Origin of the sequence: Roseovarius autotrophicus (assembly GCF_018069895.1) — a bacterium.
Taxonomy (GTDB): Bacteria; Pseudomonadota; Alphaproteobacteria; order Rhodobacterales; family Rhodobacteraceae; genus Roseovarius; species Roseovarius autotrophicus.
Genome location: NZ_JAGQDH010000003.1, coordinates 264782 through 291518, shown reverse-complemented (window position 1 = coordinate 291518; position 26737 = coordinate 264782). Strand labels below are relative to the sequence as shown.

Annotated in this window: 22 protein-coding genes; 7 read left to right on the top strand and 15 right to left on the bottom strand. The window is 64.3% G+C overall.

Annotation, left to right across the window (positions count from 1 at the left end; genetic code table 11):
• Positions 1-281: 281 nt before the first annotated feature.
• From msrQ to KAK09_RS06020, 3 genes are read right to left on the bottom strand one after another with little or no spacing between them, the layout of a single operon-like run.
• Complete coding sequence (gene msrQ, locus KAK09_RS06030; RefSeq protein ID WP_210878019.1) at positions 282-881, bottom strand: protein-methionine-sulfoxide reductase heme-binding subunit MsrQ; 600 nt, start codon at positions 879-881, stop codon at positions 282-284.
• Between the two features lie 2 nt (positions 882-883).
• Positions 884-1780: a protein-methionine-sulfoxide reductase catalytic subunit MsrP gene (gene msrP / locus KAK09_RS06025; RefSeq protein WP_210878018.1), complete on the bottom strand. Its 897-nt coding sequence runs from the start codon at positions 1778-1780 to the stop codon at positions 884-886.
• A gap of 55 nt (positions 1781-1835) precedes the next feature.
• Positions 1836-3332 (bottom strand): FMN-binding glutamate synthase family protein, encoded by a 1497-nt coding sequence (locus KAK09_RS06020; RefSeq protein WP_210878017.1) that lies wholly within the window; start codon positions 3330-3332, stop codon positions 1836-1838.
• A 367-nt stretch (positions 3333-3699) separates the two neighbouring features.
• Here KAK09_RS06020 and KAK09_RS06015 point away from each other — a divergent pair, with 367 nt between their 5' ends.
• Positions 3700-4185: a fasciclin domain-containing protein gene (locus tag KAK09_RS06015; protein ID WP_210878016.1), complete on the top strand. Its 486-nt coding sequence runs from the start codon at positions 3700-3702 to the stop codon at positions 4183-4185.
• A gap of 43 nt (positions 4186-4228) precedes the next feature.
• On the opposite strand, the gene KAK09_RS06010 is transcribed toward KAK09_RS06015, so the two are convergent.
• Both KAK09_RS06010 and sseA read right to left on the bottom strand, forming a co-directional pair.
• On the bottom strand, positions 4229-5413 hold the full coding sequence (locus KAK09_RS06010) for an amino acid aminotransferase (RefSeq protein ID WP_210878015.1): 1185 nt from the start codon (positions 5411-5413) through the stop codon (positions 4229-4231).
• Positions 5413-6267 carry a 3-mercaptopyruvate sulfurtransferase gene (gene sseA, locus KAK09_RS06005; RefSeq protein WP_210878014.1) on the bottom strand — a complete coding sequence of 285 codons (855 nt, stop codon included), beginning with the start codon at positions 6265-6267 and terminating at the stop codon, positions 5413-5415. The genes KAK09_RS06010 and sseA overlap by 1 nt, the downstream gene beginning before the upstream one ends.
• A 157-nt stretch (positions 6268-6424) precedes the next feature.
• On the opposite strand from sseA, the gene KAK09_RS06000 reads away from it, so the two are divergent.
• From KAK09_RS06000 to KAK09_RS05990, 3 genes are all read left to right on the top strand, one after another.
• Positions 6425-6898: a hypothetical protein gene (locus KAK09_RS06000; RefSeq protein ID WP_210878013.1), complete on the top strand. Its 474-nt coding sequence runs from the start codon at positions 6425-6427 to the stop codon at positions 6896-6898.
• 69 nt (positions 6899-6967) lie between these two features.
• Complete coding sequence (locus KAK09_RS05995; protein ID WP_210878012.1) at positions 6968-7546, top strand: nitroreductase family protein; 579 nt, start codon at positions 6968-6970, stop codon at positions 7544-7546.
• Positions 7543-8244, top strand: a complete 702-nt coding sequence (locus KAK09_RS05990) for an EI24 domain-containing protein (RefSeq protein ID WP_210878011.1) — start codon at positions 7543-7545, stop codon at positions 8242-8244. The genes KAK09_RS05995 and KAK09_RS05990 overlap by 4 nt, the downstream gene beginning before the upstream one ends.
• Here the strand turns inward: KAK09_RS05990 and KAK09_RS05985 are convergent.
• The gene (locus tag KAK09_RS05985; protein WP_210878010.1) at positions 8216-8494 is read right to left on the bottom strand and encodes a DUF1467 family protein; all 279 of its coding nucleotides are present in this window, start codon (positions 8492-8494) and stop codon (positions 8216-8218) included. The two genes, KAK09_RS05990 and KAK09_RS05985, sit on opposite strands and share 29 nt — an antisense overlap.
• Positions 8494-8898 (bottom strand): methylmalonyl-CoA epimerase, encoded by a 405-nt coding sequence (gene mce / locus KAK09_RS05980; protein ID WP_210878009.1) that lies wholly within the window; start codon positions 8896-8898, stop codon positions 8494-8496. Before mce ends, KAK09_RS05985 begins: the two co-directional genes overlap by 1 nt.
• Positions 8899-9045: 147 nt before the next feature.
• Between mce and KAK09_RS05975 the strand changes: the two genes are divergently transcribed.
• On the top strand, positions 9046-9747 hold the full coding sequence (locus KAK09_RS05975; protein WP_210878008.1) for a response regulator: 702 nt from the start codon (positions 9046-9048) through the stop codon (positions 9745-9747).
• A gap of 4 nt (positions 9748-9751) precedes the next feature.
• On the opposite strand, the gene aspS is transcribed toward KAK09_RS05975, so the two are convergent.
• Positions 9752-11533, bottom strand: a complete 1782-nt coding sequence (gene aspS, locus KAK09_RS05970) for an aspartate--tRNA ligase (RefSeq protein WP_210878007.1) — start codon at positions 11531-11533, stop codon at positions 9752-9754.
• Between the two features lie 241 nt (positions 11534-11774).
• Between aspS and KAK09_RS05965 the strand changes: the two genes are divergently transcribed.
• Positions 11775-13004, top strand: coding sequence for an SAM-dependent methyltransferase (locus tag KAK09_RS05965; protein WP_210878006.1), 1230 nt, complete (start codon positions 11775-11777; stop codon positions 13002-13004).
• Between the two features lie 69 nt (positions 13005-13073).
• On the opposite strand, the gene KAK09_RS05960 is transcribed toward KAK09_RS05965, so the two are convergent.
• Positions 13074-14195, bottom strand: a complete 1122-nt coding sequence (locus tag KAK09_RS05960; protein WP_210878005.1) for an aminodeoxychorismate synthase component I — start codon at positions 14193-14195, stop codon at positions 13074-13076.
• A 187-nt stretch (positions 14196-14382) separates the two neighbouring features.
• Between KAK09_RS05960 and carB the strand changes: the two genes are divergently transcribed.
• Positions 14383-17682: a carbamoyl-phosphate synthase large subunit gene (gene carB / locus KAK09_RS05955; protein WP_210878004.1), complete on the top strand. Its 3300-nt coding sequence runs from the start codon at positions 14383-14385 to the stop codon at positions 17680-17682.
• A 351-nt stretch (positions 17683-18033) separates the two neighbouring features.
• On the opposite strand, the gene KAK09_RS05950 is transcribed toward carB, so the two are convergent.
• The 6 genes from KAK09_RS05950 to KAK09_RS05925 form a co-directional block, all read right to left on the bottom strand.
• Positions 18034-19725: an ABC transporter ATP-binding protein gene (locus tag KAK09_RS05950; RefSeq protein ID WP_210878003.1), complete on the bottom strand. Its 1692-nt coding sequence runs from the start codon at positions 19723-19725 to the stop codon at positions 18034-18036.
• Positions 19726-19729: 4 nt separating this feature from the next.
• A complete protein-coding gene (locus KAK09_RS05945) occupies positions 19730-20968 on the bottom strand; it encodes an ABC transporter permease (RefSeq protein WP_210878002.1) in 1239 nt (412 codons plus the stop codon).
• 13 nt (positions 20969-20981) lie between these two features.
• Positions 20982-21938, bottom strand: coding sequence for an ABC transporter permease (locus KAK09_RS05940; RefSeq protein WP_210878001.1), 957 nt, complete (start codon positions 21936-21938; stop codon positions 20982-20984).
• Between the two features lie 162 nt (positions 21939-22100).
• A complete protein-coding gene (locus tag KAK09_RS05935) occupies positions 22101-23711 on the bottom strand; it encodes an ABC transporter substrate-binding protein (protein WP_210878000.1) in 1611 nt (536 codons plus the stop codon).
• Between the two features lie 216 nt (positions 23712-23927).
• Entirely contained in the window at positions 23928-25235 is a 1308-nt protein-coding gene (locus tag KAK09_RS05930) for an AAA family ATPase (protein ID WP_210877999.1), read from the bottom strand.
• Between the two features lie 3 nt (positions 25236-25238).
• Positions 25239-26612 carry a trypsin-like peptidase domain-containing protein gene (locus tag KAK09_RS05925; RefSeq protein ID WP_210877998.1) on the bottom strand — a complete coding sequence of 458 codons (1374 nt, stop codon included), beginning with the start codon at positions 26610-26612 and terminating at the stop codon, positions 25239-25241.
• Positions 26613-26737: the final 125 nt, after the last annotated feature.

The following is a 26737-nucleotide window of genomic DNA, read 5'->3' as shown; positions in this document are numbered from 1 at the left end:
CACAATCCCCAGACCCAACCAACCGCGCCTCAGCGCCGCCGGTGAAGGCGTATTTACGGGCGACCCCCAAAAGTCGCAAGAGCTTTTTTTCGCTTTCGTCACTTTTTCTGCATGTAAGCGGATTTTCACCGGAGATTAAGGGCTTAGGACAAGAATTTGGCGCCACGACTGCAGCCTGCGCAAGTTTGTTTCGCAGCATCCACGGCCAATCTGGCCACATCTTGTGTTATCCACAGACTTGTCCCCAAGAGGGCCTCCCAAATGTCCGGAATCGCCCCGACTCAGGCGTCGCGCCGTCGCCCCGCGGGCCGCAATCGCAGCGCCATCAGCCCCAGAATCACCGCAAGATAGGCCAGCGGCTCGATCTGAACGCCCTTCGACAGCCAGATGAAATGAACCGCCCCCAGAATCGCCACCACATAGGTCAGCCGGTGCAGTACCCGCCAGCACGCGCCCAGCCGCCGAACCGCCCGATCATTCGAGCTAAGTGCCAGCGGAATCATCAGCAGAAACGCCGTTATCCCGACGGTCACATAGGGCCGCTTGACGATATCGGCCCAGATACGGCCCGGATCGCGCACATCCAGGAACAGCCACACCGCCAGATGCAGACAGACATAGCAAAACGCCAGAAGGCCGATGGCGCGGCGAAAGCGGATCAGGTTCACACCCAGATACCGGCGCAACGGCGTCAGGCACAGCCCGATGATCAGCAACTGCAGCGCGATCTCGCCCAGCTCGCGCTCCAGCGCCTTGATCGGCTCTGGTCCCAGCCCGCCGGTCGCGCCCTGCCAGAAAAGCCACGGCGCCGCCCAGCCACAGCCCAGCCAGATAACCCAGACCGGCACACGCCGCGCCAGTGCGTTGATCCGGTCGCGCATCCTCAGAAAAACGTCTTGAGGTCCATGCCCGCGTATAGCCCCGCCACCTCCTCGGCATAGCCGTTGAACATCAGCGTGGGCTCGCGCCGCGAAAACAGCCCGCCCCCGATGCGCCGTTCGGTGGCCTGCGACCAGCGCGGGTGATCCACCTCCGGGTTCACATTGCTGTAGAAGCCGTATTCACGCGGGTTGGACTTGTTCCAGCTTGTCGGCGGCTGCTTGTCGGTCACCGTGATCCGCACAACCGACTTGATCGACTTGAACCCGTATTTCCAGGGCACCACCAGCCTGAGCGGTGCACCGTTCTGGTTGGGCAGGTCGCGGCCATAGATCCCCGTGGCCATGATTGTGAGCGGATGCAGCGCCTCATCCAGCAGCAGCCCCTCCACATAGGGCCAGTCAAGCACCGGAAAGCGCACGCCGGGCATCTCTTCGGGGCGCAGCACCGTCTCGAACGCCACATGGGTCGCCCCCGCCTGCACACCGGCCAGGGTCAGCAGGTCTGCCAGTTCGAACCCGTTCCAGGGCACCACCATCGACCAGGCTTCGACACAGCGGAACCGATAGATCCGCTCCTCGATGGTCATCTGCGCCATGATGTCGGCAAAATCATAGTCGCCGGGCCGGTCCACCAGCCCGTCGATCCGAACGGACCACGGAGATGTCGTCAGCATCCGCGCGTTGCGCGCCGGATCGCCCTTGTCGGTGCCAAACTCGTAATAGTTATTGTAGCGGGTGATGTCCTCCCAGCTGTTCGGCTCCGGCGTCTCCGCGCGCGCGCCGCGCGCGCCCAAAAGACCCGAGGCCGCCAGTCCGCCCAACACCGCACGGCGGTTGATCCAGAGCGCCTCGGGCGTGACATCCGCCGCCCTCAGCCGGTTCGTCCAACGATGGGCCATGACATCCTCCCGTTTGACCAGCAGATAGGCCGTCTCTTGCCCCAGGCCAGTCCCCTCAGGTCACGATCTCGGGCGGCTGATAGCTGGGCCTTATCTTGTTGAACGGAATCGAGGTGCCATCCGCCTGCACCAGCCGCACATGCCGCCGCCGCATCAGACGCGGCTCGGTCACGCCGACGGAATGGGCGATCATCTCCACCTCCTTGATGATGGATTGTGCATAATTGGCAACCTTCATGTACTTGTCCTCGACCACCAGCCCGCGTTGCAGCGAGGGATCGTGGGTCGTGATCCCGGTCGGACAGGTGTTGCGATTGCACTTGAGCGCCTGAATACAGCCGAGCGCGAACATGAATCCGCGCGCGGAGGCGACGAAATCCGCCCCCGCGCAGATCGCCCAGGCCACATCGCCGGGATTGATCAGCTTGCCGCTTGCCACCATGCGGATACGCTCCTTGAGGCCGTGGCGATCACGCAGATCGACCATACGCGGCAGCGCATCGCGAAGGGGCATCCCCACCAGATCCATCAGCGGCATGGGCGCGGCCCCCGTGCCACCCTCGCCGCCGTCGATGGCGATGAAATCGGGCGCACAATCAGGCCCGCGCGCGACGATGCGCTCAAAGAACGGCTCCCACGCCTCGGAAGAGCCGATCACGGTCTTGAAGCCCACGGGCCGCCCCGTCACCTGACGGATATGGCAGATCATGTCGATGAGGTCGTCGAAACCGTCCACCTCGGCGTGCCGGTTGGGCGAGATGCTGTCCTGCCCCTCGGCAATACCGCGGATGCGCGCCACCTCGGCATCCACCTTGGCACCGGGCAGGATGCCGCCCTTGCCGGGCTTGGCGCCCTGCGCCAACTTTATCTCGAACATCTTGACGCAGGGATGGTCCGAGACCTCGCGCAACTTCTCGTCCGAGAGCCGCCCCTCGGCATCACGCACCCCGTATTTCGCCGTGCCGATCTGATAGACGATATCGCAATTGCCGATAAGGTGATATGGGCTGAGTCCCCCCTCGCCGGTATTGAGCCAGACCCCCGCCTTGGCCGCCCCCCGGCTGAGCGCCTCTACGGCCGGACGCGAAATCGCGCCGTAGCTCATGCCGGAAATGTTGAAGATCGATTTCGCCTTGTAGGGGATCGCCGCCCCCGGCCCGATCTCCATCGGCGCGGTCACGGCGAACTGATCGTCGAGCGGTGGAAACACGGCCGGCACGAAGATCGGCGTTCCGGGCACACCCAGATTGCGGGTCGAGCCAAAGGCAATGGTATTGCCTTTGCCCTTGGTCGCGTGCTTCACCCAGTCGCGCTGCGCCCGGTTGAACGGCATCTCCTCACGGTCCATGGCAAAGAAATACTGCCGGAAGAACTCTCCCAATTTGGTGAACAGCCCCCGGAAACGCCCAATCACCGGGTAATTGCGCCGGATCGCGTCGCCCGTCTGCGTCCGGTCGATGATGTAGAATAACAGCACGGTCAGCGCCGCCGCCCCGAGAAGAAACACGAACACAAGCGCCAGAACCTCGAGGATCTGCGTGACATAACCCATAAGCACTCTCCGAATGATCGTTCGATCCCGGCCCCTCGCGCGGGATCTCTCGGGGCGACCCTGCCCCTTTCAGCGCAACCGGGCAAGACACGAATCTGCAGGATTTGGCGCCATCCGGTCAATTCGCCCGCCAGTTGCCAAAGCATGGTGAAACCCGCCTGAAACGCCTGTGAAACAGGGGCGGAATGCCGCCATATCACAAAATCGTGACTGGATATTTCAGAATGTCACGGCTTAGCGAGCACCCCCGTTCCGTCAAGCGGCGTCGGCGGGAATCCCCGCTGAACCGCCTTGCCCCGTCCGGCGTAACCGCTTCAGCGATACCACGAACGGTATCGTCCAAACGGTTAACCGAAGGAGACATTCCATGCTTCGCAGAACTTGCCTCGCACTTGCCGCCGCCACCCTGATGACCGGCCCCGCGCTTGCCGACGGGCACGGCTACAAGAAGGACATCGTCGATATTGCCGCGGGCAATGACAGCTTCTCGACCCTCGTCGCCGCGGTGACGGCGGCGGGCCTTGTCGATACGCTCAAGGGAGATGGCCCCTTCACAGTTTTCGCCCCCACCAACGAGGCATTCGCCGCCCTGCCCGAGGGCACGGTTGAAAACCTCCTCAAGCCCGAGAACAAGGACCAGTTGACCGCCGTGCTCACCTATCATGTGGTGCCGGGCATGGTCATGTCGGGCGATCTGTCGGACGGGATGACCGCCGGGACCGTTCAGGGTGGTGACGTGACCATCGGCACGACCGGGGGTGTCACCGTTAACGGCGCCAATGTGGTTCAGGCCGACATCGAGGCCAGCAACGGCGTAATCCACGTCATCGACGCGGTGATCCTGCCGCAATAAGCCAAACGAAGAGGGGCGGCTCCAACGAGCCGCCCCTTTGCCATCACACCCCGGTCTCGATCATGGCTTTTGCCAGCACCGGCACGGTCGCGGCATTCAGCCCGGCAATGTTGATCCGGCTGTCCCCGATCATGTAGATCGCGTGGTCCTCGCGCATCCGCGCCACCTGTTCGGGCGTCGCCCCCAGCCGCGAGAACATGCCGCGATGCTGCGCGATGAATCCGAAGCGGTCCGAGCCAGAAAGCCGCTGCAATTCGCTTGCCAGTTGCTCGCGCAGCCTGAGCATCCCCAGCCGCACCTCCTCAAGCTCGGCCTTCCAGTCCGCGCGCAAGGCGTCATCCCCCAGCACCATGCTCACCAGCCGCGTGCCATGGTCGGGCGGAAAGGAATAGTTCTGACGGTTGAGATAGGCCAGATTGCCCTGCGTGACCTTGTGAAGGCCCCGATCCTGCACCACGGCCATCAGGATGCCCGCGCGCTCTCGGTAGATGCCGAAATTCTTGGAACAGCTCGCGGCGATCAACACCTCGGGGCAATTCGCGGCCACATATCGCACCGCCGCCGCGTCCTCGTCCAATCCGTCGCCAAAGCCCTGATAGGCGATGTCGATCATCGGCAGCGCGCCCTTGGCATTGAGCAACTCCACCACCGCGCGCCATTCGGTCAGGTTGAGATTGGCCCCCGTCGGGTTGTGACAGCAGCCATGCAGCAGCACCACATCACCCGCGCGCAAGCCCTCAAGATCGGCCATCATCCCCGCGAAATCGACACCCACGGTCTCGGGGTCGAAATAGCGATACATCACCACCTCGATGCCCATATGCGCAAGAATGCTCAGGTGGTTGGGCCATGTCGGATCAGAGACAAAGACGCGCGCGCCCGGATTGACCATCTTGATAAGGTCAAACGCCTGCCGCACAGCACCCGTGCCGCCCGGCGTCGCAATCGCCGCGACCTGATCGCGCGTGACCGCCTTGCCCAGAACCAGCCCGATCATGGCATCGGCAAAGGCCGGATCGCCGGCAAGCGCGGTATAGGCCTTGGTGGTCTCGACCTCCCAGAGCTGTTTCTCGGCGGCCTTGACCGCGCGCATCACCGGTGTCACGCCCTCGGGGGTCTTGTAGACGCCCACGCCAAGGTCGATCTTCTGCGCGCGCGGATCCTCGCGATAGGCTTGCCCCAATGCCAAAATCTTGTCGGCGGGTTTTTCCTTCAATTGCTCGAACATCATGCCTCTCCAGTGGCGACGGGCAGGGTGGGAAAGGCCCCCCATTCCGCCCATGATCCGTCATAAAGCGCGTGGTCGGTCTTGCCGATCCGCTCCAGCGCCAGGTTGATGACCGACGCCGTCAACCCCGAGCCGCAGGTGGTAATCGCGGGCTTGCTCAGGTCCACCCCCGCCGCCGCAAAGGCCGCGCGCAGCCCGTCCGCATCCTTCATCGTCTTGTCAGGGTTGAGCAGGGTCATGAAGGGCACGTTCTTCGCCCCCGGAACATGGCCCGAGCGCAGGCCGGGCCGCGGTTCGGGCTCCTCGCCACGAAAGCGGGCGGGCGCGCGCGCGTCGATGATCTCGTGATCGCCCAGCTTGGCAGCCGCCGAGACCTGTGTGACGTCGCGCACCAGGTGGTTCTGCCGCCGCACCGTCATGTGCCGGTCGCGCACGATCGGGGGCATGTCCTCGATCTCGCGCCCCTCGGCCTGCCATTTCGGAAAGCCCCCGTCGAGCACGGCCACGTTCTCCTGCCCCATCAGCCGGAAAAGCCACCACACGCGCGCCGCCGAGAAAAGGCCATGCGTGTCATAGACCACCACCTGATGCCCGTCGCCCACACCCATGGCGCGCAGGCGCGACATGAATTTCTCGACCGGCGGCACCATGTGCGGCAGGGTCGAGCGCGCGTCGCTGATATCTTCGATATCGAAGAATCGCGCGCCGGGAATATGCGCCGCCTCGTATTCGGCCCGCGCATCGCGGCCCGAGCCGGGCAGAAAGGTCGTGCCATCGAGAACCCGCAGATCGGGATCCTTCAGGTGGGCGGCAAGCCACTCGGTCGAAACAAGCGTCTTGGGATCGTCGGACATCGGAACCCCCCGGAAAATGAACCTCTGTCTGCCTACAATCGGCGCGTCAAAAGGGCAAGGCCGTCCGCCCCTGTCACATCCCTCGCCGGGCTGTGATTTGCCGCAGGGTGAGGGCGCGGATAGGCATTGTTCGGGCAAGGAAAGAAAGGGCAGGCCGATGGACGGGCGCATTCTTCTTACTCCGCAGGACCGGCTCGACGGTCTGGCGCTCTTGATCCTGCGGCTGGGGCTGGCGTGGTTCATCTTCCTCTGGGCCGCACACAAGATCATCACGCCAAAACAATACCAAAGCCTCGCGCGGCATATCGACGGGGTCGATGTGAGCCTCGGCCAGGTCTACGCCATGGGCGGCGTGCAGATCGCGTTCTGTGTGCTCGCGGCGCTCGGGGTGCTGCGTTGTTTCAGCTATGGCAGCTTGCTTTTGATGCATTTTTTCACCATCACCCGCCGGTGGGAAGGATTTTTGGATCCCTTCGCACTCAATGATCGCGGCTTTCCGGTGAACCGCAATCAGGTCATCGACCTCGCGGTTCTGGGGGCCTTCATCGCGCTTGTGCTGCTCATCCGGCGCGACCATTTCAGCGTCGGCGGCTGGCTTGCCCGTCACGACCGTCCGCGCTGGTGGATGTAATCCATACCGGGGCTTGACCCCGAGCGCGCGGTTGCCGACATGGGAGACGCAACAGATGCGAGAGACCCGATGCCTGATCCCAACCCCGCCGCGCTGACATTTCTGCAAACACGCCGCTCGCGCCCGGCCAAGACGCTCGGGCTGCCGGTGCCAGACCGTACGGCGCTCATGCCGCTTCTCATATCCGCGCTGCGCGTGCCCGACCACGGCAAGCTGGAGCCGTGGCGGCTGATCGTGCTGGAGCGCGCCGCGCTCTTGCGGCTGGCAGCGCTGGTGCCCGAGACGGGTGCGCGGCTGGGGCGCGTCTCCGAGGATATCGCCAAGCAGCAGGCGCAATTCGCCGACGCGCATCTTGCCGTGGCGGTGATCGCCGCGCCGAAGCCGTCCGAGAAAATCCCCTTGATAGAACAGACTTATTCGGCCGCTTGCGTGGCCTATGGCCTGCTGAGCGCGGCGCTGGCGGCAGGCTGGGGGGCGAACTGGCTGACGGGCTGGGCAAGCCATGACCGGGGCTTTGCCGAGGCGGCGCTGGGACTGGCACCGAGCGAATCCATCGCCGGCTTCATCCATGTCGGCACCGAGACCGCCGCCCCCCCCGAACGCCCCCGACCCAACCCCGAGGCCGTGATCACCTGGATGGCGGGATGATCCTTTCGGCCTTTCTCAGGACGCTCGGCCAGATCGGCGATCGGCGCTTTCGCAAGGTGCTGTTTCTGGGGGTCGCACTGACACTCGCGCTGCTGGTGGCGGTTTACGCGTTGGTGCTCTGGCTGATCCAGACAATGGTTGGCGACACGACCGTGCTGCCGATCCTCGGCGAAGTGACCTGGGTCGGCGATCTGCTCAGCTTCGGCTCCCTCGCCCTGATGATCGCGCTCTCGGTCTTCCTGCTGGTGCCGGTCGCCTCGGCGATCACCTCGCTTTTCCTCGACGAAGTGGCGCAGGCGGTGGAGGATCGCCACTACCCCGGCCTGCCCCCCGCCCCCGCCGTGCCCTTTGGCGAGGCGCTCAGGGACACGGTGAATTTCCTTGGTGTCATTATCGGCGCGAACCTACTGGCGCTGATTCTCTACGCGATCTTCACGCCGTTTGCGCTCTTCATCTTCTGGGGTTTGAACGGCTATCTGCTGGGGATGGAGTATTTTCAGCTCGCCGCCATGCGCCGCGAGGGGCGCGAGGGGGCGCGGCTTCTGCGCCGCAAACACCGCCTGACCATCTGGGCGGCGGGGGTGCTCATGGCCATACCGCTCTCGGTGCCGATGGTGAATCTGGTTGTCCCGGTGCTGGGGGCCGCGACCTTCACCCATATCTACCACGCTATCCGGCGGCGGGCCCCATCCGGTTGAACATGTCCAGATCGCGAATCGTGACCATCCCCGAGAACATGACCCACGCCACAATGGCCCAGAGAACGGCAGCGATGCCGGTGGTGATCCAGGCCTTTTTCCTGAGATGATGATGCTCCGGCGCGCCTGCCTGCGTGCCGGGCACAATCTGCCCGAGATCGCCCTGCGTCTGGATACGGATCGGCAGCACGACAAAGAAGGTCATGAACCAGATCACCACATAGAGCACGATGGCCGAGGTGATGCCCATCAGACCTGCTCCAGCTCCACCAGGCAGCCGTTGAAATCCTTGGGGTGCAGGAACAGCACCGGCTTGCCATGGGCCCCGATCTTCGGCTCGCCCGCGCCAAGAACCCGCGCGCCGCTGGCCTTGAGATGGTCACGCGCGGCAAGGATATCCTCGACCTCATAGCAGACATGGTGAATGCCGCCCGAGGGGTTCTTGTCCAGAAACCCCTTGATCGGGCTGTCCTCGCCCAGGGGATAGAGCAGTTCGATCTTGGTATTGGGCAACTCGATGAAAACCACGGTCACGCCATGATCGGGCTCGTCCTGTGGCGCGCCGACCCGCGCGCCCAGCGCATCGCGATACTGCGCGCTCGCGGCCTCCAGGTCGGGCACGGCGATGGCGACATGGTTGAGACGTCCGATCATGGGGCGGTCCTTTCCTGCGGTTTCGGGCACGTTATGGGGGCTATGCGGGACCGAGGCAAGCGACAGGGGGACGCATCCAGCCATTAACCGGGCGTTCATCATGGCGCGGCAATCTGGGCGCATTCCAAGTGAAGAAGGAGCCCCGCGATGACCGAGCCTGAAACGCTTGTCCACCCGCGCGCAGCCTCGCCCTCCCGTCCCCTCCTCGGGCTGACGGTGCTTCTGGTGGAGGACAGCCGCTTTGCCTCCGAGATGCTGCGCCTGATGTGCCTGCGCAGCGGCGCGCGCCTGCGCCGCGCAGACAGCCTGCGCGCGGCGCGGCGGCATTTGCAGGTCTACCGCCCCTCGGTGATGATCGTCGATCCGGGGCTGCCGGATGGCTCGGGCCTCGATCTGATCGAGGCCCTGAACGCCGCGTACCCGCGCATCGGGGTGATCCTCGCAATGAGCGGCGATGCGGGACTTGAGGGTGCGGCGCGCCGCGCGGGCGCGGACGGGTTCCTGAGCAAGCCGCTGGCTGGGCTTGCGGATTTCCAGCAGGCGATGCTGCGCCACCTGCCGCCTGACCGCTGCCCGGTGGGCCTATACGCGCTGCCAGAGGCGCAGATTTCGCCCGATCCGCTCGCCTATCGCGACGATCTGGAGCATATCCGCAATCTTCTGGCGACCAGCCACGACGCGGCGGTGATGGCCTATGCGGCGCAATTCCTCTCCGGCGTGGCACGGACGGCACTTGATCCCGTGCTGGCGCGCGCCGCCAACGCTCTGGCCGGCCAAGGGGCCGAGGCGGGGCTGGCGCATGTCATGGGCCTGATAGAGGCGCGGCTGGCCGAACCGGTGGCGATCTGAGCGCTCACTCGCGGGGCAGCACCCGCAGCCCAAGCTCCATGAGTTGCTCGGACGTGGGATCGGAAGGCGCGTTCATCATCAGATCCTCGGCGCGCTGGTTCATCGGGAACATGATGACCTCGCGGATATTGGACGTGCCCGCGAGCAACATCACGATCCGGTCGATCCCCGCCGCACAGCCACCATGGGGCGGCGCGCCATACTGGAAGGCGCCGACCATGCCGCCAAAGCGCTTGCGCACCTCTTCCTCGCCATAGCCCGCCAATTCAAACGCCTTGAACATGATCTCGGGGCGATGGTTGCGGATCGCGCCCGAGACCAGTTCATAGCCGTTGCAGGCAAGGTCATACTGATAGCCCAGCACGCCCAGAGGGTCGCCGTCGAGCGCCGCGCGCCCGCCCTGTGGCATGGAAAACGGATTGTGCGAGAAATCCACGCGGCCGCTCTCCTCATCGGCCTCATACATCGGGAAATCGACGATCCAGGCAAAGGCAAAGCGGTTCTCATCCGTCAGGCCCAACTCCTCGCCAATCACCGTGCGCGCCTTGGCCGCCACCCGCTCGAACGCGCTTGGCTTGCCACCCAAGAAGAAGGCCGCATCGCCCACGCCAAGGCCAAGCTGCTGGCGGATCGCCTCGGTCCGCTCGGGGCCGATATTCTTGGCGAGGGGGCCTGCGGCTTCCAACGCGCCATCGGCCTCCCGCCAGAAGATATACCCCATCCCCGGCAGCCCCTCTTTCTGGGCAAAGGCGTTCATGCGGTCGCAGAACTTGCGGCTGCCACCCGTGGGCGCGGGAATGGCGCGCACCTCGGTGCCGTCCTGTTCCAGCAGCTTGGCGAAGATCGCAAACCCGCTGCCCCGGAAATGCTCGGACACGTCCTGCATTTCAATCGGATTGCGCAGGTCGGGCTTGTCGGTGCCGTATTTCAACAGCGCCTCGGCATAGGGGATCTGCGGCCAGGTTTCGGGCGCATCAACCACCTTGCCGCCGCCGAATTCCTCGAACACCCCCGCGATCACCGGGGCCACGGTGTCGAACACGTCCTGCTGCTCGACAAAGCTCATTTCCATGTCGAGCTGATAGAAATCGGTGGGCGAGCGGTCGGCGCGCGGGTCTTCGTCGCGGAAACAGGGGGCGATCTGGAAATACTTGTCGAAGCCCGAGACCATGATCAACTGCTTGAATTGCTGGGGGGCCTGCGGCAGGGCGTAGAACTTGCCCGGATGGAGGCGCGAGGGCACGAGAAAATCGCGCGCGCCCTCGGGGCTGCTGGCGGTGATGATCGGCGTCTGGAACTCCCGAAACCCCTTGTCCCACATGCGCTTGCGAACCGAGGCCACCACATCCGAGCGCAGCACCATGTTGCGCTGCATCACCTCACGGCGCAGGTCGAGGTAACGGTAACGCAGGCGCGTTTCCTCGGGGTATTCCTGATCGCCAAACACCTGAAGCGGCAACTCGGCCGCCGCACCAAGCACCTCCACGCCGCGGATATAGACCTCAATCTCGCCGGTGGGGATCTTGGGGTTCACAAGGCTGGCGTCGCGCGCCTTCACCGTGCCGTCGATGCGCACGCAATATTCGGCGCGCAGGGCCTCGGCGGCGGCAAAAGCCGGGCTGTCAGGGTCGCACAGCACCTGTGTCACGCCATAGTGATCGCGCAGGTCGATGAACAGCACCCCGCCGTGATCGCGGATACGGTGGACCCAGCCGGCAAGGCGGACGGTCTCTCCGACATGGGTTTTTCTCAGATCGGCGCAGGAATGGCTGCGATATGCGTGCATTTTGGCTCTCCGGGGCCGGGAACGGCGCGGTTCGGGTTTGTCTCGGGTTCGGGCCGATACACATGGGCCGGGCGGCAAAGTCAAGGCCGGTCGGGGCGGCGCGGGCCCGACAGCATTTACAGAAAAGACAATTTCGTTAAGATGTCGGGCAGCAAACAACGCGCCCGGCAAGATCGGACGCGAGGGACAGAGTCAGAACGCCGATGAGAAGCGCCAGAGGGCGCAGGATTGGAGGTGTGCGATGTGGACCAGTGCGCTTGACAGGCTGTTGCGCCATTTTTTCCGCCAGGGGCGGCTTCAAGTGACATTTCCTGACGGGACGCGGCGCAGCTACGGCCCCGGACAGGGCCCGGAAATCTCCGTGACGATAACCGACCCGAGCCTGCCGCGCCGGATCGTGCTGTCGCCCGACATGGGCGTGGGCGAAGGATACATGGACGGCACATTCACCATCGAGGGCGACGATCTTTACGGCTTTCTCAGCCTTGCCATGGCCAATATCGCGGCGCAGGGTCAACCCGCCTTTCGCCGTCCGCTCGAGGCGCTGCGCTGGCTCAAACGGCGGTGGGATCAGTTCAACCCCGTGCCGCGCGCACGAGCGAATGTCGCCCATCACTATGACCTTTCGGGCGAGCTCTACGATCTCTTCCTCGACGAGGACCGGCAATATTCCTGCGCTTATTTCGCGCGCCCCGACATGACGCTGGAAAAGGCACAGGCGGCCAAGAAGCAGCATATCGCGCGCAAGCTGCTGATCGAGCCGGGGATGCGCGTGCTTGATATCGGCTGCGGCTGGGGCGGCATGGGGCTGATGCTTGCGCGGGATTTCGGTGCCGATGTCACGGGCGTCACGCTCTCGCGCGAACAGCACGCCATGGCCAACATGCGCGCGGAAAAGGCGGGGCTGTCGGACAGGGCACGGTTCGAGTTGATGGACTACCGCGACGTGCTGGGGAAGTTCGACCGGATCGTGTCTGTGGGCATGTTCGAACATGTGGGGGTGCCGCATTACGACCAGTATTTCGCCACGGTGCGACGGCTGCTGGGCAATGAGGGCATCGCGCTCATCCACACGATCGGACGCGCCGGGCCGCCGGGCGCGACAAGCCCGTGGATCCTCAAATACATCTTCCCCGGCGGCTATTGCCCGGCCATGTCCGAGACGGTGGCGGCGGTGGAACGGCATGACCTCGTGACCACCGATGTCGAGGTCTGGCGGCTGCATTACGCCGAAACGCTGCGCGAGTGGCGCCGCCGGTTCGAGGCCAGCATCGACAAGGCCCGCGCGCTTTATGATGACCGTTTCTGCCGGATGTGGCGTTATTACCTGGTCGCGAGCGAGTTGACCTTCCGGCTCAACAATCAGGTGGTGTTCCAGTTCCAGTTGACACCGAAACAGGACGCGGTGCCGCTCACGCGCGACTATCTCTACCGCGAGGATGCGGGCGGTCTGCACCGGGCCGCCGAATAGACAATAGGCGTGTCGCGCCCCGTCCGGCCCCCCCCTGCGAGAGCGGCCCGCGAGTGGCAGAAAGGCCGGTCACGCAGTTGTCCGGGTGAGCCGCGCAAACCGCGCCTTCCACAGCGCCTCCTCGTATTCGCCCTCGGCCGTGCTGTCATGAACCACGCCGCCGCCCACATCGAGCCGCGCCTGCCGCCCCTCCAGCATCAGAGTGCGGATGGCCACGCTGAACTCGGCCCGCCCGTCCGGAGCGGCCCAGCCGATTGTGCCGCAATAGATCTCGCGGGCACGGCGCTCGGTCCCGGCCAGTATCTCCATCGCCCGGATCTTCGGCGCGCCGGTGATCGAGCCACAGGGGAAAAGCGCCGCAAGGATCGCGGCCAGTCCCGCGCCGGGCATGAGCCGCGCGGTGATGCGCGAGGTCATCTGATGCACCGTCTCGTAGCTCTCGACGGTAAAAAGCTCGGGCACGCGCACCGATCCCGGCACGCTCACCCGGCTGATATCGTTGCGCAAAAGGTCCACGATCATCAGGTTCTCGGCCCGGTTCTTTTCGTCTGATTGCAGGAAAAAGCGCCGCCGCGCATCCTCGGCGGTGTCATCGCTTCTTGGTTGCGTGCCCTTCATCGGGCGCGTCTCGATCCCGTCCTCGGCATCGGTGCGAAAGAATAGCTCGGGAGAGCGCGACAGGATCGCAGGCAGGCCGGGGGCCGTCACAAGCGCGCCATGGCGCACCGGCTGCACCGCGGCGAGAGCGGCATGGAGCGCCTCGGGCGTGCCCGACGCCTGCAGCGACAACGGAAAGGTCAGGTTCGCCTGATAGATGTCGCCCGCGCCGATCAGCGCATGAACCCGCGCGAAGGCGTGCGCATAGCGTGCGGCGTTCCATTCCGGCACGACCGGGCCAAGTGTGGCGGGACCGGCGGCCAGTGCCGCCGCCACGCGCGGTCCCTCGTAGACCCCGAATTGCAAAAGCGGCAGGCGGCGGTGCGTGGGCATAAGCGGCAACAGGCGCGGCTCGAGCGCGAACCCCATCTCGTAGCTGGCAAAGCCCGCAACCCAGGCGCCATCAGCCCGCGCCGCATCGAGTGCGGCCAGCGCGGGTGCAACCTCTGCCGCCTCATGAGCCACGATCAGCCGCGCCGCGCCCTGAAACAGCGCCGCCACCCCCTCCGGCCCGTGATCGAAACGAATCTGCACTCTGTCTCCCATGGCGTGACCGAGGCACATGTAGAGCCCTCACGACGCCTCCGCACCCCGAAAAACGCCGCATCGTCGCGGATTTGCGATCACCCTTGCGCCCCGCCGGGTGACCGCTATAACCCGCGAGAATTTGGGCGCGCGGCCCCTCTGGTCGGCGCCGGCTGCCAGACGTCAGGGGACCGACATGCCGAAAAGAACCGATATCTCATCCATCATGATCATCGGCGCGGGGCCCATCATCATCGGACAGGCCTGCGAGTTCGACTATTCCGGCGCTCAGGCATGCAAGGCATTGCGCGAGGAGGGCTATCGCGTCATCCTCGTCAATTCGAACCCCGCAACGATCATGACCGATCCCGGTCTGGCAGATGCCACCTATATCGAGCCGATCACCCCCGAAGTGGTCGCGCGCATCATCGAAAAGGAACGCCCCGACGCCCTCTTGCCCACGATGGGCGGGCAAACCGGGCTGAACACCGCCCTTGCCGTGGCCGATATGGGCGTGCTGGAGAAATTCGGCGTGGAACTGATCGGTGCCAACCGGCAAGCCATTGAAATGGCCGAAGACCGCAAGCTCTTTCGCGAGGCGATGGACCGGCTGGGGATCGAGAATCCCAAGGCCACCATCGCCAACAACATGGATGAATGTATGGCGGCGATTGATTATGTCGGCCTGCCCGCGATCATCCGCCCGGCCTTTACCCTTGGCGGCACCGGCGGCGGCGTGGCCTATAACCGCGACGATTACATCCATTTCTGCAAGACCGGCCTTGATGCCTCGCCCGTCAGCCAGATCCTGATCGACGAGAGCCTGCTTGGCTGGAAGGAATTCGAGATGGAGGTGGTCCGCGACCGCGCGGACAACGCGATCATCGTCTGTGCCATCGAAAACGTAGACCCGATGGGCGTGCATACCGGCGATTCGATCACCGTGGCCCCGGCGCTGACGCTGACCGACAAGGAATACCAGATCATGCGCAATGGCTCGATTGCCGTTCTGCGCGAGATCGGGGTCGAGACCGGCGGATCGAACGTGCAATGGGCGGTGAACCCGGCTGACGGGCGCATGGTGGTGATCGAGATGAACCCGCGCGTATCACGCTCCTCGGCGCTGGCAAGCAAAGCCACCGGCTTTCCCATAGCCAAGATCGCGGCAAAGCTGGCCGTGGGCTATACGCTCGACGAGTTGGACAATGACATCACCAAGGTCACGCCCGCCAGCTTCGAGCCGACGATTGATTATGTCGTGACCAAGATCCCGCGCTTTGCCTTCGAGAAATTCCCCGGCGCCAAGCCGCATCTGACCACCGCGATGAAATCGGTGGGCGAGGCGATGGCGATTGGCCGCACCATCCACGAGAGCCTGCAAAAGGCTCTGGCGTCGATGGAAACCGGCCTCACCGGCTTTGACGAGATCGCGATTGATGGCGCGCCCGAGAAGGCCGCGATTACCCGCGCGCTCTCGGTCGCTACGCCCGACCGGCTGCGCACCATCGCGCAGGCGATGCGCCACGGCCTCTCGGATGACGAGATCAACGCCGCCACGGCGTATGATCCGTGGTTCCTCGCCCGTATCCGCGAGATCGTCGAGACCGAGGAACAGATCCGCCGCGACGGCCTGCCGATGACCGAACACGGCTTGCGGCAACTCAAGATGATGGGCTTTACCGATGCCCGGCTCGCCGCGCTCACGGGCCGCGACGAAGGTCAGGTACGCCGCGCGCGCACCAATCTGGGCGTTCGCGCCGTGTTCAAGCGCATCGACACCTGCGCCGCCGAGTTCGAGGCGCAGACGCCTTACATGTATTCCACCTACGAGGCCCCGATGATGGGCGAGGTGGAATGCGAGGCGCGGCCCTCGGGCGCGAAAAAGGTGGTCATCCTCGGCGGCGGGCCGAACCGGATCGGTCAGGGGATCGAGTTCGATTACTGCTGCTGTCACGCCTGTTTCGCGCTGTCGGAGGCAGGCTATGAAACGATCATGATCAACTGCAACCCCGAGACGGTTTCGACCGACTATGACACGTCGGACCGCCTCTATTTCGAGCCGCTGACCTTTGAGCATGTGATGGAAATCCTGACCAAGGAACAGGAGAACGGCACGCTGCACGGCGTCATCGTGCAATTCGGCGGGCAGACGCCGCTCAAACTCGCCCGCGCGCTCGAAGCCGAAGGCATCCCCATCCTCGGCACCACGCCCGACGCCATTGACCTGGCAGAAGATCGCGAGCGGTTTCAGGCGCTGGTCACTCGCCTGGGGCTGAAACAGCCGCATAACGGCATCGCCAGCACCGATGCGCAGGCACTGGCCATTGCCGAGGATATCGGCTTTCCGCTGGTTATCCGCCCGTCTTACGTCCTGGGCGGGCGCGCCATGGAAATCGTGCGCGACATGGCCCATCTGGAACGCTACATCGCCGAGGCGGTGGTGGTCTCAGGCGACAGCCCGGTGTTGCTTGACAGCTACCTCTCGGGCGCCATCGAATGCGACGTAGACGCGCTTTGCGACGGCAGCCGCGTGCATGTGGCCGGCATCATGCAGCACATCGAGGAAGCGGGCGTGCATTCGGGCGATTCAGCCTGTTCGCTGCCGCCCTATTCGCTTTCGCGCGAAATCATCGACGAGATCACCCGCCAGACCGAGGCGCTGGCGCGCGCGCTCAATGTCGTCGGCCTGATGAACGTGCAATTTGCGGTCAAGGGCGACGATATCTACCTCATAGAGGTCAACCCGCGCGCCAGCCGCACCGTGCCCTTCGTGGCCAAGGCGACCGATTCGGCCATTGCCTCCATCGCCGCGCGGCTGATGGCGGGCGAGAGCCTGGACGCCTTTCCGCATCGCGGCCCCTATCCGCGCGACACGCGGCCCGGCACCTTGCCCATGGCCGACCAGATGACGCTGGCGGATCCGGACATGCCTTGGTTCTCGGTCAAGGAGGCGGTGCTGCCTTTCGCGCGCTTCCCCGGCGTCGATACGATTCTCGGGCCGGAAATGCGCTCTACCGGCGAGGTGATGGGCTGGGACGTGTCCTTCCCCCGCGCCTTCCTCAAGGCGCAGATGGGCGCGGGAGTGACCCTGCCCGAAGGCGGCACGGTCTTTGTCTCGGTGCGCGACAGCGACAAGACGGCGCAACTGATCGACACGGCGGAAATCCTGACGGGTCTCGGTTTTGCGATCGTCGCCACGCGCGGCACGGGGGCCTTCCTCAAGGACGCGGGGATCGCCTGCGAGGTTGTCAACAAGGTCTATGAAGGCCGCCCCAACATCGTTGACATGCTCAAGGACGGCGAAATCGTCCTGGTGATGAACACCACCGAGGGCGCGCAGGCGGTCGAGGACAGCCGCGACATCCGTTCGGTCGCTCTTTATGATCGCATCCCCTATTTCACCACGCTCGCAGGCTCCCATGCGGCGGCGCAGGCGATCCGCGCGCGCCGCGAAGGCGTGCTTGAAGTGATGCCGTTGCAGGGCGCACCGGCATAATCACCCCCTCCCCGCCATCCCCGCGACAGGACCGAGGATGGCGGGCGCGCGACGTCGCTTTCGGTCGCTGAAATTCCGTTTTTGTACGCCATGCACGCCGCGCCGCAGCACCATGCCGAAAACGCATGAATAAAGGCGTTTTCGGCCATTGCGCGGCCAAATAAATCGATTATGTGGCGGGAAGGATCGGCTTGACCCATCAGGCAAGGAGGCACGACATGACCCGCGACGAACTGAACCGCGAACTGCGCATGCATTCGGCATCCTGGCAGGCCGTGGTGATCGTCTATGCGGCGATCATCGCCACCTTCGTGCTTTCCGCGATGGCAATCCTCTGAGGGCGCCCGCGGGTTACACGCCCGCCCCCGTCACCTTGGGATCATCATGGGCGATCCGCGCCGAGGCGGCATCGCCCACATTGTCCACACCGCGTTCTTCCAGAAGGGTGGTGAGCCAGTTTGGATCCATCTCCGGCACCGAACTCAGCAGAAGGTCTGTATAAGGATGGTGGGGCGGCGTGAACATCTCGTTCTTTGGCCCCTGTTCGACCACCCTGCCATGCTGCATCACCACCACCTCATCGGCGATGGAGCGCACCGTCGCCAGATCGTGCGTGATGAACATATAGGCGAGGTTCAAGTCCTTCTGCAGCCGGTCGAGCAGCCGCAGGATGCCCTCGGCCACAAGCTGATCGAGCGCCGATGTCACCTCGTCGCAGATGATGAAGCTGGGTTCGGCGGCAAGCGCGCGGGCAATGCCGATCCGCTGTTTCTGCCCGCCCGATAGCTCGGTCGGATAGCGGTTGTAATATTGCGACGGCTCAAGCTCGATCATGTCGAGGAGCGCGTCCACCCGGTTCTTGAGCGCCACGCCTTTCAAGCCCCCATAGAACTGTGCCGGTCGGCCGATCAGCTCTGATATCCGCAGCTTGGGATTGAGCGCGGTATCAGCCATCTGATAGATCATCTGGCACTGGCGCAACTGGTCCTTGGTGCGGTCCTTGTAGCTTGGCGGGAAGGGTTCCCCCTTGAACCGAACCTCGCCCTTCATCGGCGGCAAGAGGCCGGTGATCACCCGCGCCGTCGTGGATTTGCCCGAACCGGATTCGCCCACCACGGCCACGGTCATGCCTTCGTGGATATCGAAACTCACATCGTCGAGTATCTTTTCACCGCGCGTATAGGCGGCATCGACATGCCGGACCGAGATGAGCGGCACCGCGCCCTCGGGCCGCGCTTTCTGCGGTCGTTGAAAGCTGCGGACGGCCCAGAGCGACTTGGTGTAATCCTCCTGCGGATTGTCGAGCATCTCCTTGGTGGGGGCCTCCTCCACCTCCTCGCCCTTGAGCAGCACCTTGATCGTATCGGCCATCTGCGCCACCACGGCAAGGTCATGGGTGATGTAGATCGCGGCGGTGTTGAACTGATCGACAATGTCGCGAATCGCGGCCAGAACCTCGATCTGCGTGGTCACGTCGAGCGCGGTCGTCGGCTCGTCGAAGATGATGAGATCAGGACGACACGACATCGCCATAGCCGTCATCGCCCGCTGCAACTGCCCGCCCGAAACCTGGTGCGGATAGCGAAAGCCGATTTCCTCGGGGTTGGGCAGGCGCAGCCGCCGGTAAAGCTCGACCGCGTCCTCCTGTGCTTCAAGCCGCTTCTTCAACCGGTATTGCAGCGGCGCCTCGGTATGCTGGTCGATGATCTTGTGCGCCGGATTGAACGAGGCCGCCGCCGACTGCGCCACATAGGCGATGCGCGAACCGCGCAGCGCGCGCCTGTCGGCCTCCGACGCGGTGGTCAGTTCCATGCCGTCGAACTCGATCGAGCCGCTGGAAATGCGCGTGCCGTCGCGGGCATAGCCCATGGCCGCCGCGCCGATGGTCGATTTGCCCGCACCCGATTCGCCAATGAGGCCCATCACCTCGCCCCGATGCAACGTGAGGTCCACCCCCTTGATGATCGGCACCCAGGTCTCGTCGGAATAGCCCTCGATCCTGAGATCGCGGATTTTCAGCAGAACGTCTTTCTTCTTTGTCATGGGTTCACACCTTCAGGCCGGAGGAGCGGTAGAGCATCCAGTCCACCACGAAGTTGACCGCCACCGTCAAAAGCGCGATGGCCGCCGCCGGGATGAGCGGGGTCAGTTCACCGAACGAAATCAGCGTCGCGTTCTCGCGCACCATCGACCCCCAATCCGCCGTGGGCGGCTGAATTCCGAGGCCGAGGAACGACAGGCCCGCGATAAGCAGGAAGACAAAGCAGAATTCCAGCCCGAATTCGGCCACCAGCGGCGCGGCCGAGTTGGGCAGGATCTCGCGGCGGATGAGATACCAACGCCGCTCACCGCGCAGCTTGGCCGCCTCGATATAATCCATCACCACCACGTTGCCCGCAACCGCACGCGTCAGCCGGAACACGCGCGGGCTGTAGATCACCGCGACCACGAGGATGAGGATGATCTCGGACGGGTTGAAGATCACAAGGAACCCCCCGGCAAAGGCGATCGCCGCCCCGGCCATGATCGCAAGCCCGATCACCCAGGACAGGACATTGCCCTCGGCGACCGCCGTGACGAAAAGAAGCCCCACCAGCACCGCGAACCCGCTCAGCAGCCAGAAACTTGTGGTGTCATTGGCCAACTCCCCGCCAAAGATCGACAGCATCAGCAGCGCGAAGATCAAGGACGGGATCGACATGATCACATCCGACATGCGCCCGAGGAACTGATCGAAGATCCCTCCCGTCGTCGCCGCCAGAAGCCCCGCCATCGCACCCAGCACGAAGGCCAGCACCGTCCCCGCCAGCGCCAGCGCCACGGTGTTGCGTGCGCCATAGATCATCCGGCTGAACATGTCGCGGCCAAGCTGGTCGGCGCCCAGCAGCATGGTCTCATCCGCCGGCGCGAAGGCCGAGGAAATCACCTGCGCCTCGCCAAAGGGCGCGATCCAGGGCGCAAAGATGCCCGCGATCGCATAGGTGAAGATCACGAACATCCCAAAGGCCGCTGTCAGCGGCGCTGTGCGCAATTCCTTGGCCATGTTGTGCGAGGCAATCGCGATCAGGAACTCGCGGAAGGCATAGGCGACCATCGCCGCCAGCGCCAGAAGCCCTGCCGAGATGGCCACGAAGCGCAGCGCTGCAACCCCGCCCACGATCCCCAGCACGAAGGAAACAAGTGTTAGCGAGAAGATCAGCAAAAACGCCGACCGCTTGTTGAACCAGGCGGCCAGGCAGGACGCGCCCAGAAGCAGCGTGTAGTAGAGGATAACGAAAACGCTCATGTCCCTGCCCCCCTTATTTCGGATGCCGCAGACGCGGATTGGTGAGGATCGCCCCCACATCCGCCGCGAGGTTGAGCAGGATGAACGTCGCCGCGAAGATCAGGCAAGCGGCCTGAACCACCGGGAAATCGCGTTTGCTGACCGCATCCACCAGCGCCTGTCCGATGCCCGGATAGACGAACACCACCTCTACCAGCACCACGCCGGTGATGAGATAGGCCAGATTGAGCGCGACCACGTTGATGATCGGCGCCCAGGCATTGGGCAGCGCGTGCTTGACGATCACCTTCCAGGGCGGCGTGCCCTTCAGCCGTGCCATCTCGATATAGGGAGAGGCCAGAAGGTTGATGATCGTCGCGCGCGTCATCCGCATCATATGCGCCGTGACCACCAGCACCAGCGTCAGCGCCGGCAGGAAGGTCCGGTAAAGCAGTTCACCGAAATCCATGCCCTCGCGCAGGCTGGCGATCGCCGGGAACATGCCGGTCTTGACCGCCAGATAGAGAATCAGGATGTAGCCGAGGAAGAATTCCGGGCTGGAGATCGAGGTGAGCGTGACCACATTCGCCACCCGATCGAAGATCGAGTTGCGCGCCAGCGCCACCAGAACCCCGAGGATGATCGAGACCGGCACCGCGATGGCCGCGGCGTAGGCGGCAAGGAAAAGCGTATTGGCAAAGCGGGTGCCGATAGTCTGGGACACGCTCGCGCCGGTGACGATGGAATTGCCGAAATCGAGCATCACCGCGCCCTTGAGCCATGTCAGGTAGCGCACGATGGCCGGTTGATCGAGGCCCATCTCCCTGCGCAACGCGGCAAGGTTCTCGGGCGTCGCCCCCTGCCCCAGCACCGCCTGCGCGATGTCACCGGGCAAAAGCTCGACCATGAAGAAGATGATCACGGAAATGATCAGAAGAATGACCAGTCCCAGACCGAGCCGCTTGGCCACAAGCCCAAGGATGTCCCCCATCTTTCCCTCCTGTTGTTTCTTGTGTTCCCGCGCCGCTGCACAGACTCCCTGCCCTCAGCGTAACGGCTTTTTTCGTGGGCGGTGCCGTTTTTTCCCGGCTTTCCCGCCAAAGTGAGCACCGGCCCCCGCAGCGGGGGCCGGGCCCGTCTCAATGGGCCGCGATCAGGCCGAGAACCACCAGCGGCTCGCGGCGCGAGCGCCGTCGCATTCCCAGCTTGCGGCGATATTTTCGGCGCGCTCGACGCCTTTGCCGCGCGCATAGACCCAGTTGTTGAAGAACGGCAGCAAGGTGCCCCCGTCATCGCGCATGAGCAGGCACATCTCGCGATACATCTCGCCGCGCAGATTGTCGTCAAGCTCCGCCTTGGCCTGAAGCAGCAGCTCGTTGAAGCGCGGGTTCTGCCAGCGGCTTTCGTTCCAGGCGGCATCGTCCTTGTAGGCCAACGTGAACATCACGTCCGGTGTTGGACGTGCGCCCCAGGATACGGCCGAGAACGGCTTTTTCAGCCAGACATCGGAATAGTAGCCATCATTCGGCTCGCGCACGACGTTGATGTTGATGCCCGCCGCCTTGGCCTGCTCGGCATAAAGCACGCACATGTCCACCGCGCCGGCATAAATGGTCTCGGCCACCGACATGTTGACCGAAAGCCCGTTGTGACCGGCCTCCTTCAGCAGCGATTTTGCCTGATCCGGGTCATAGTCGCGCTGCGGGATGTCGTCGGGCCAGTAGGGCTGCACCGGCGAAAGGTGGAAATCGTTGCCCTTGGTGGCCGCACCGAACGCGATCTTCTCGATGATCTCGTCACGGTCCATCGCCAGCTTGAGCGCGGTGCGCACGCGCACATCGTCGAACGGCGCCGTATCGCAGAACATCGGCATGGTGATCGCGCCGCCCGAAGGGACGTTTTCCACGTTGATGTCCGGGTTGCGCTGCAACAGCGCCATGGTCTTGAGCTCAATGAGCGAGACCGCATCCACATCGCCCGTGACAAGCGCGGTCTGCCGCGCGTTGGGGTCGTTGAGCACGATCATGTTGACGTGGTCGAACCACGCCCCCTCGCCATGCCAGCCGTCGTGGCGGCTCAGTTCCCACTGGATGCCAAAGCTGCCCGTTTCGATCTTGTAAGGCCCCGTGCCATCACCCGAGCGCCAGTCGATCGTGCCATCGCCATTGGAGGGGCAGATCGCGAAGTGATAGTCGGTCATCAGCCAGGGCAGATCGGCATTGCCGCGGGAGAGCGTTATAATGACGGTGTAATCGCCATCAGCGCGAATATCCGTCACATCGCTCAGAAGCGCCTTGGCCGCCGAGGTGCTGTCGTCGCCGCGGTGATAGTTGAGGCTGTCCACCACATCCTGCGCGGTGCATTTCTTGCCGCTATGGAACGTGGCGTTCTCGTTGAGCGAAAAGGTCCACTCGGCGGCGTCGGGGCTGGCCTCCCAGCCGGTTGCCAGATCGGGGCCAAGCGTGTTTTCCGGCGTGATCATCGTCAGATAGCTGCGATGAGTGTGCGCCAGATAGATCATCTGCCGGGTCACATAGGTGCCCGGATCATGGGAGTCAGAGGTGTTGCCGTCATGCACACCCCAGCGGAACGTTCCTCCGCGGGTGGGGTTGGCGGCGGCGGATTTGCTCCACAGCCCGGTGGCGGTCGAGGCGGTCACCCCCGCCACGGCGGCGTAATGCATGAACGAGCGCCGCGAGATGCTGCCCGTCCGGGCCGCCATCGCCAGCTTGTCCATCAGCATCTGGTCGGTTTTCCTGGTCATGAGTTTTCCCTGTTTTGTGGTTTATCCGTCGTTGCAAGGCGCGCAAGCGCGGCCTTGGATTTCAGCTTCCTGGTCAGGCGTCCTGTCTGGATGCTCAAAAACGACATGCCTTTATCAAAACACGAAATTTCCCGCGTTGCCACCCTTGATCACAAGGTTTTTTACGCCAAACGCCACGTTCAAAAGCGACATGGAGCCGAAATCCCGGCGATCCGCTCAACCCTTGCGGCTGCGTAACTTCGCGAAATATTCCAGCCGTTTCTTCAATTCTCGCTCGAACCCGCGCTCGGGCGGAGCATAGAGAACGGGCCGCTTCATGCCCTCGGGAAAATAATTCTGCCCCGAAAACCCGTCTTCCTCATCGTGGTCGTAGGCATAGCCCGCACCATAGCCCTGTTCCTTCATGAGCTTTGTGGGGGCGTTCAGGATATGCTTGGGCGGCGGCTCGCTTCCCGTGCGTTTCGCCTCGCGCAGCGCCGCCTTGAAACCCGCATAGCCCGCGTTCGACTTGGGCGCGAGCGCGAGATAGATCACCGCCTGCCCAAGCGCCAACTCCCCCTCGGGGCTGCCCAACCGCTCGTAGGCTTCCCAGGCGTGCAGGCACACCGACTGCGCCTGCGGATCGGCAAGTCCGATATCCTCGATCGCCATACGCGTGATCCGGCGGGCAAGGTAACGCGGATCCTCGCCCCCCGTCAGCATCCGCGCCAGCCAGTAGAGCGCCGCATCCGGGTCCGAGCCACGCACCGATTTGTGCAGCGCTGAAATGAGGTTGTAATGCGCGTCGCCCGATTTGTCATACTGCGCTGCCCGCTTCATCAGCCGCGCCGAGAGCGCGCCCGTATCAAGCCGCCCCTCGACGCGCCAGGCCGCCACCTGCTCGATCAGGTTCAGAAGCGCGCGCCCGTCGCCATCGGCCATCTCCAGCAGCGCCTCGCGCGCAGGGCCATCGAGCGGCAGCGCACGGCCCAATTCACGCTCGGCCCGCTGCGCCAGCCGTTCCAGATCCGCAAGCGAGAGCCGCTCCAGAACCAGCACCTGCGCCCGGCTCAGAAGCGCCGCGTTCAACTCGAATGACGGGTTTTCCGTCGTCGCCCCCACCAGAAGGATCGTGCCATCCTCCATATGCGGCAGGAACCCGTCCTGCTGTGCCTTGTTGAAGCGGTGGATTTCATCGACGAACAAAAGCGTTCCCTGCCCGTTGTCGCGCCGGTGCCGCGCCTCCTCGAACACGCGGCGCAACTCGGGCACGCCAGTGAAAATCGCGCTGATCTGCACGAAATGCAGGTCAGTCTCCGCCGCCAGAAGCCGCGCGATGGTGGTCTTGCCCACGCCCGGCGGCCCCCAGAGAACAAGCGAGCCAAGACTGCCCGAGGCCAGCATCACACCAAGCGGCGCCTCCGGCCCCAGCACCTGCTCCTGCCCGATCACCTCTGACAGCACGCGCGGGCGCAATCGGTCGGCAAGCGGGCGCGGGGGGCTGGCGCGCGGCGCGGGGGCGTCGCTGTCGAAAAGATCCGCCACCGCCTAACGCCTGAGCCGCAGCGTCACCCGCTGCCCGCGGCGCTGGACGTCAAGGACAAGACCGCGCCCGGCCTCCTCCAACGCCTGCGCCGCCTCGGCGCTGTTGCGCGTCTCAATCCCATTGACAGCGCGCAGGATATCCCCCGCCCGCAGTCCCGCCCGCGCGCCATAGGGCCCCGGATCCTCGACGATGGCCCCTTCGGCCCCAAGAGGCAGACGAAAGGTCTCGATCAGCACCGGGTTGATGGTCGCAAGCATCACCTCCGGCAGCGCCGCGCTCACCCCCGTGACAATGCGGTTGCGGGGCGGCTCATCCGGCGCGGCGATGAGGACCGCGGTGATCTCCTCAGCCGCGCCATCACGCAGTCGGGTGATCGTGGCCTCGGCCCCAACCCCCGCCAGCGACAGACGATAGACCATCTCGGCGGGGCTGTTCACGGGTTGGCCGTCTACCGCCGCGACCACGTCGCCGGGTTGCAGCACGCCCAGAAAACCGCTTTGCGGATGGACTTGCGAAATCACGATGCCGTCGGGCCGGTCAAGCCCCAGCCCCTCGGCCACATCGGGCGTGACCGGCTGGCCGCCCAACCCCGCCCAGGGCCGCTCGAACTCCGCCTTGCCGTCGCGTGCCTGCGCCACGAATTGCGCCACCAGCCCCGAGGGAATGGCAAAGCCGATCCCGTTCGAGCCACCCGTGCGCGACAGAATGGCGGTGTTGATCCCGATCAGACGCCCGTTCACATCGACCAGCGCGCCGCCGGAATTACCGGGATTGATCGGCGCATCGGTCTGGATGAAATAGCCAGGTGCATTGCTCATGGCCGCCCCCGACCGTGCCAGCCCCGACACGATGCCGCTGCTGACGGTCTGGCCGACGCCGAACGGATTGCCGATGGCCAGCACCAGTTCGCCCACCTCGACCGTGTCGCTGTCACGCAACTCCAGCGCGGGCAGCTCCGGTGCGCCCTCCACCTGAAGGATCGCCAGGTCCGCCTCCTCATCGCCCAGAAGCACGCGCGCGGCATATTCACGCCGGTCGTTGAGCACCACGCGGATATCGGTCGCCTCGCCCACGACGTGATAGTTCGACACAACGATGCCGTCTGCGGACAGGATCACGCCCGACCCAAGCGAGTTCTGAATCCGTGGGCGCACGGTGCCGAAATCCTGAAAGAACCGTTCGAAGAACGGATCTCCGCGGAAAGGGCTGGCGCGGGTGGCAACGACGCGGCTGGCGTAGATGTTGACCACCGCCGGGGCGGTGGCCTTGACCACCGGGGCGAAACCAAGAGCGATTTCCGCCTGCGAGCCGGGTACACGCGTCTCGGACAGGGCCGGGCTGGCGAGAATCAGAAGGGCGCAGAGGATGCGTAACAACGGGGGCCTCACTTTGCGATTACCCCGCCAGATATGCGCGGGCCGGTGCGCCATTGCAAGAACGCACCGGCCCCACAAGGCAAAACCCCCGCCGTTTCGGGCGGGGGCTTGAAAGCAACGGTATC

What these genes read in the sequence shown, in the direction of transcription:
- KAK09_RS05945 (WP_210878002.1), bottom strand. Translation starts at nt 20,968, where the DNA reads ATGAGCGTTTTCGTTATCCTCTACTACACGCTGCTTCTGGGCGCGTCC.
- KAK09_RS05990 (WP_210878011.1), top strand. Translation starts at nt 7,543, where the DNA reads ATGATCCTTTCGGCCTTTCTCAGGACGCTCGGCCAGATCGGCGATCGG.
- KAK09_RS06000 (WP_210878013.1), top strand. Translation starts at nt 6,425, where the DNA reads ATGGACGGGCGCATTCTTCTTACTCCGCAGGACCGGCTCGACGGTCTG.
- msrQ (WP_210878019.1), bottom strand. Translation starts at nt 881, where the DNA reads ATGCGCGACCGGATCAACGCACTGGCGCGGCGTGTGCCGGTCTGGGTT.
- KAK09_RS06015 (WP_210878016.1), top strand. Translation starts at nt 3,700, where the DNA reads ATGCTTCGCAGAACTTGCCTCGCACTTGCCGCCGCCACCCTGATGACC.
- mce (WP_210878009.1), bottom strand. Translation starts at nt 8,898, where the DNA reads ATGATCGGACGTCTCAACCATGTCGCCATCGCCGTGCCCGACCTGGAG.
- aspS (WP_210878007.1), bottom strand. Translation starts at nt 11,533, where the DNA reads ATGCACGCATATCGCAGCCATTCCTGCGCCGATCTGAGAAAAACCCAT.
- KAK09_RS05975 (WP_210878008.1), top strand. Translation starts at nt 9,046, where the DNA reads ATGACCGAGCCTGAAACGCTTGTCCACCCGCGCGCAGCCTCGCCCTCC.
- KAK09_RS06010 (WP_210878015.1), bottom strand. Translation starts at nt 5,413, where the DNA reads ATGTTCGAGCAATTGAAGGAAAAACCCGCCGACAAGATTTTGGCATTG.
- KAK09_RS05940 (WP_210878001.1), bottom strand. Translation starts at nt 21,938, where the DNA reads ATGGGGGACATCCTTGGGCTTGTGGCCAAGCGGCTCGGTCTGGGACTG.
- KAK09_RS05995 (WP_210878012.1), top strand. Translation starts at nt 6,968, where the DNA reads ATGCCTGATCCCAACCCCGCCGCGCTGACATTTCTGCAAACACGCCGC.
- sseA (WP_210878014.1), bottom strand. Translation starts at nt 6,267, where the DNA reads ATGTCCGACGATCCCAAGACGCTTGTTTCGACCGAGTGGCTTGCCGCC.
- KAK09_RS06020 (WP_210878017.1), bottom strand. Translation starts at nt 3,332, where the DNA reads ATGGGTTATGTCACGCAGATCCTCGAGGTTCTGGCGCTTGTGTTCGTG.
- KAK09_RS05965 (WP_210878006.1), top strand. Translation starts at nt 11,775, where the DNA reads ATGTGGACCAGTGCGCTTGACAGGCTGTTGCGCCATTTTTTCCGCCAG.
- carB (WP_210878004.1), top strand. Translation starts at nt 14,383, where the DNA reads ATGCCGAAAAGAACCGATATCTCATCCATCATGATCATCGGCGCGGGG.
- msrP (WP_210878018.1), bottom strand. Translation starts at nt 1,780, where the DNA reads ATGGCCCATCGTTGGACGAACCGGCTGAGGGCGGCGGATGTCACGCCC.
- KAK09_RS05935 (WP_210878000.1), bottom strand. Translation starts at nt 23,711, where the DNA reads ATGACCAGGAAAACCGACCAGATGCTGATGGACAAGCTGGCGATGGCG.
- KAK09_RS05985 (WP_210878010.1), bottom strand. Translation starts at nt 8,494, where the DNA reads ATGGGCATCACCTCGGCCATCGTGCTCTATGTGGTGATCTGGTTCATG.
- KAK09_RS05950 (WP_210878003.1), bottom strand. Translation starts at nt 19,725, where the DNA reads ATGACAAAGAAGAAAGACGTTCTGCTGAAAATCCGCGATCTCAGGATC.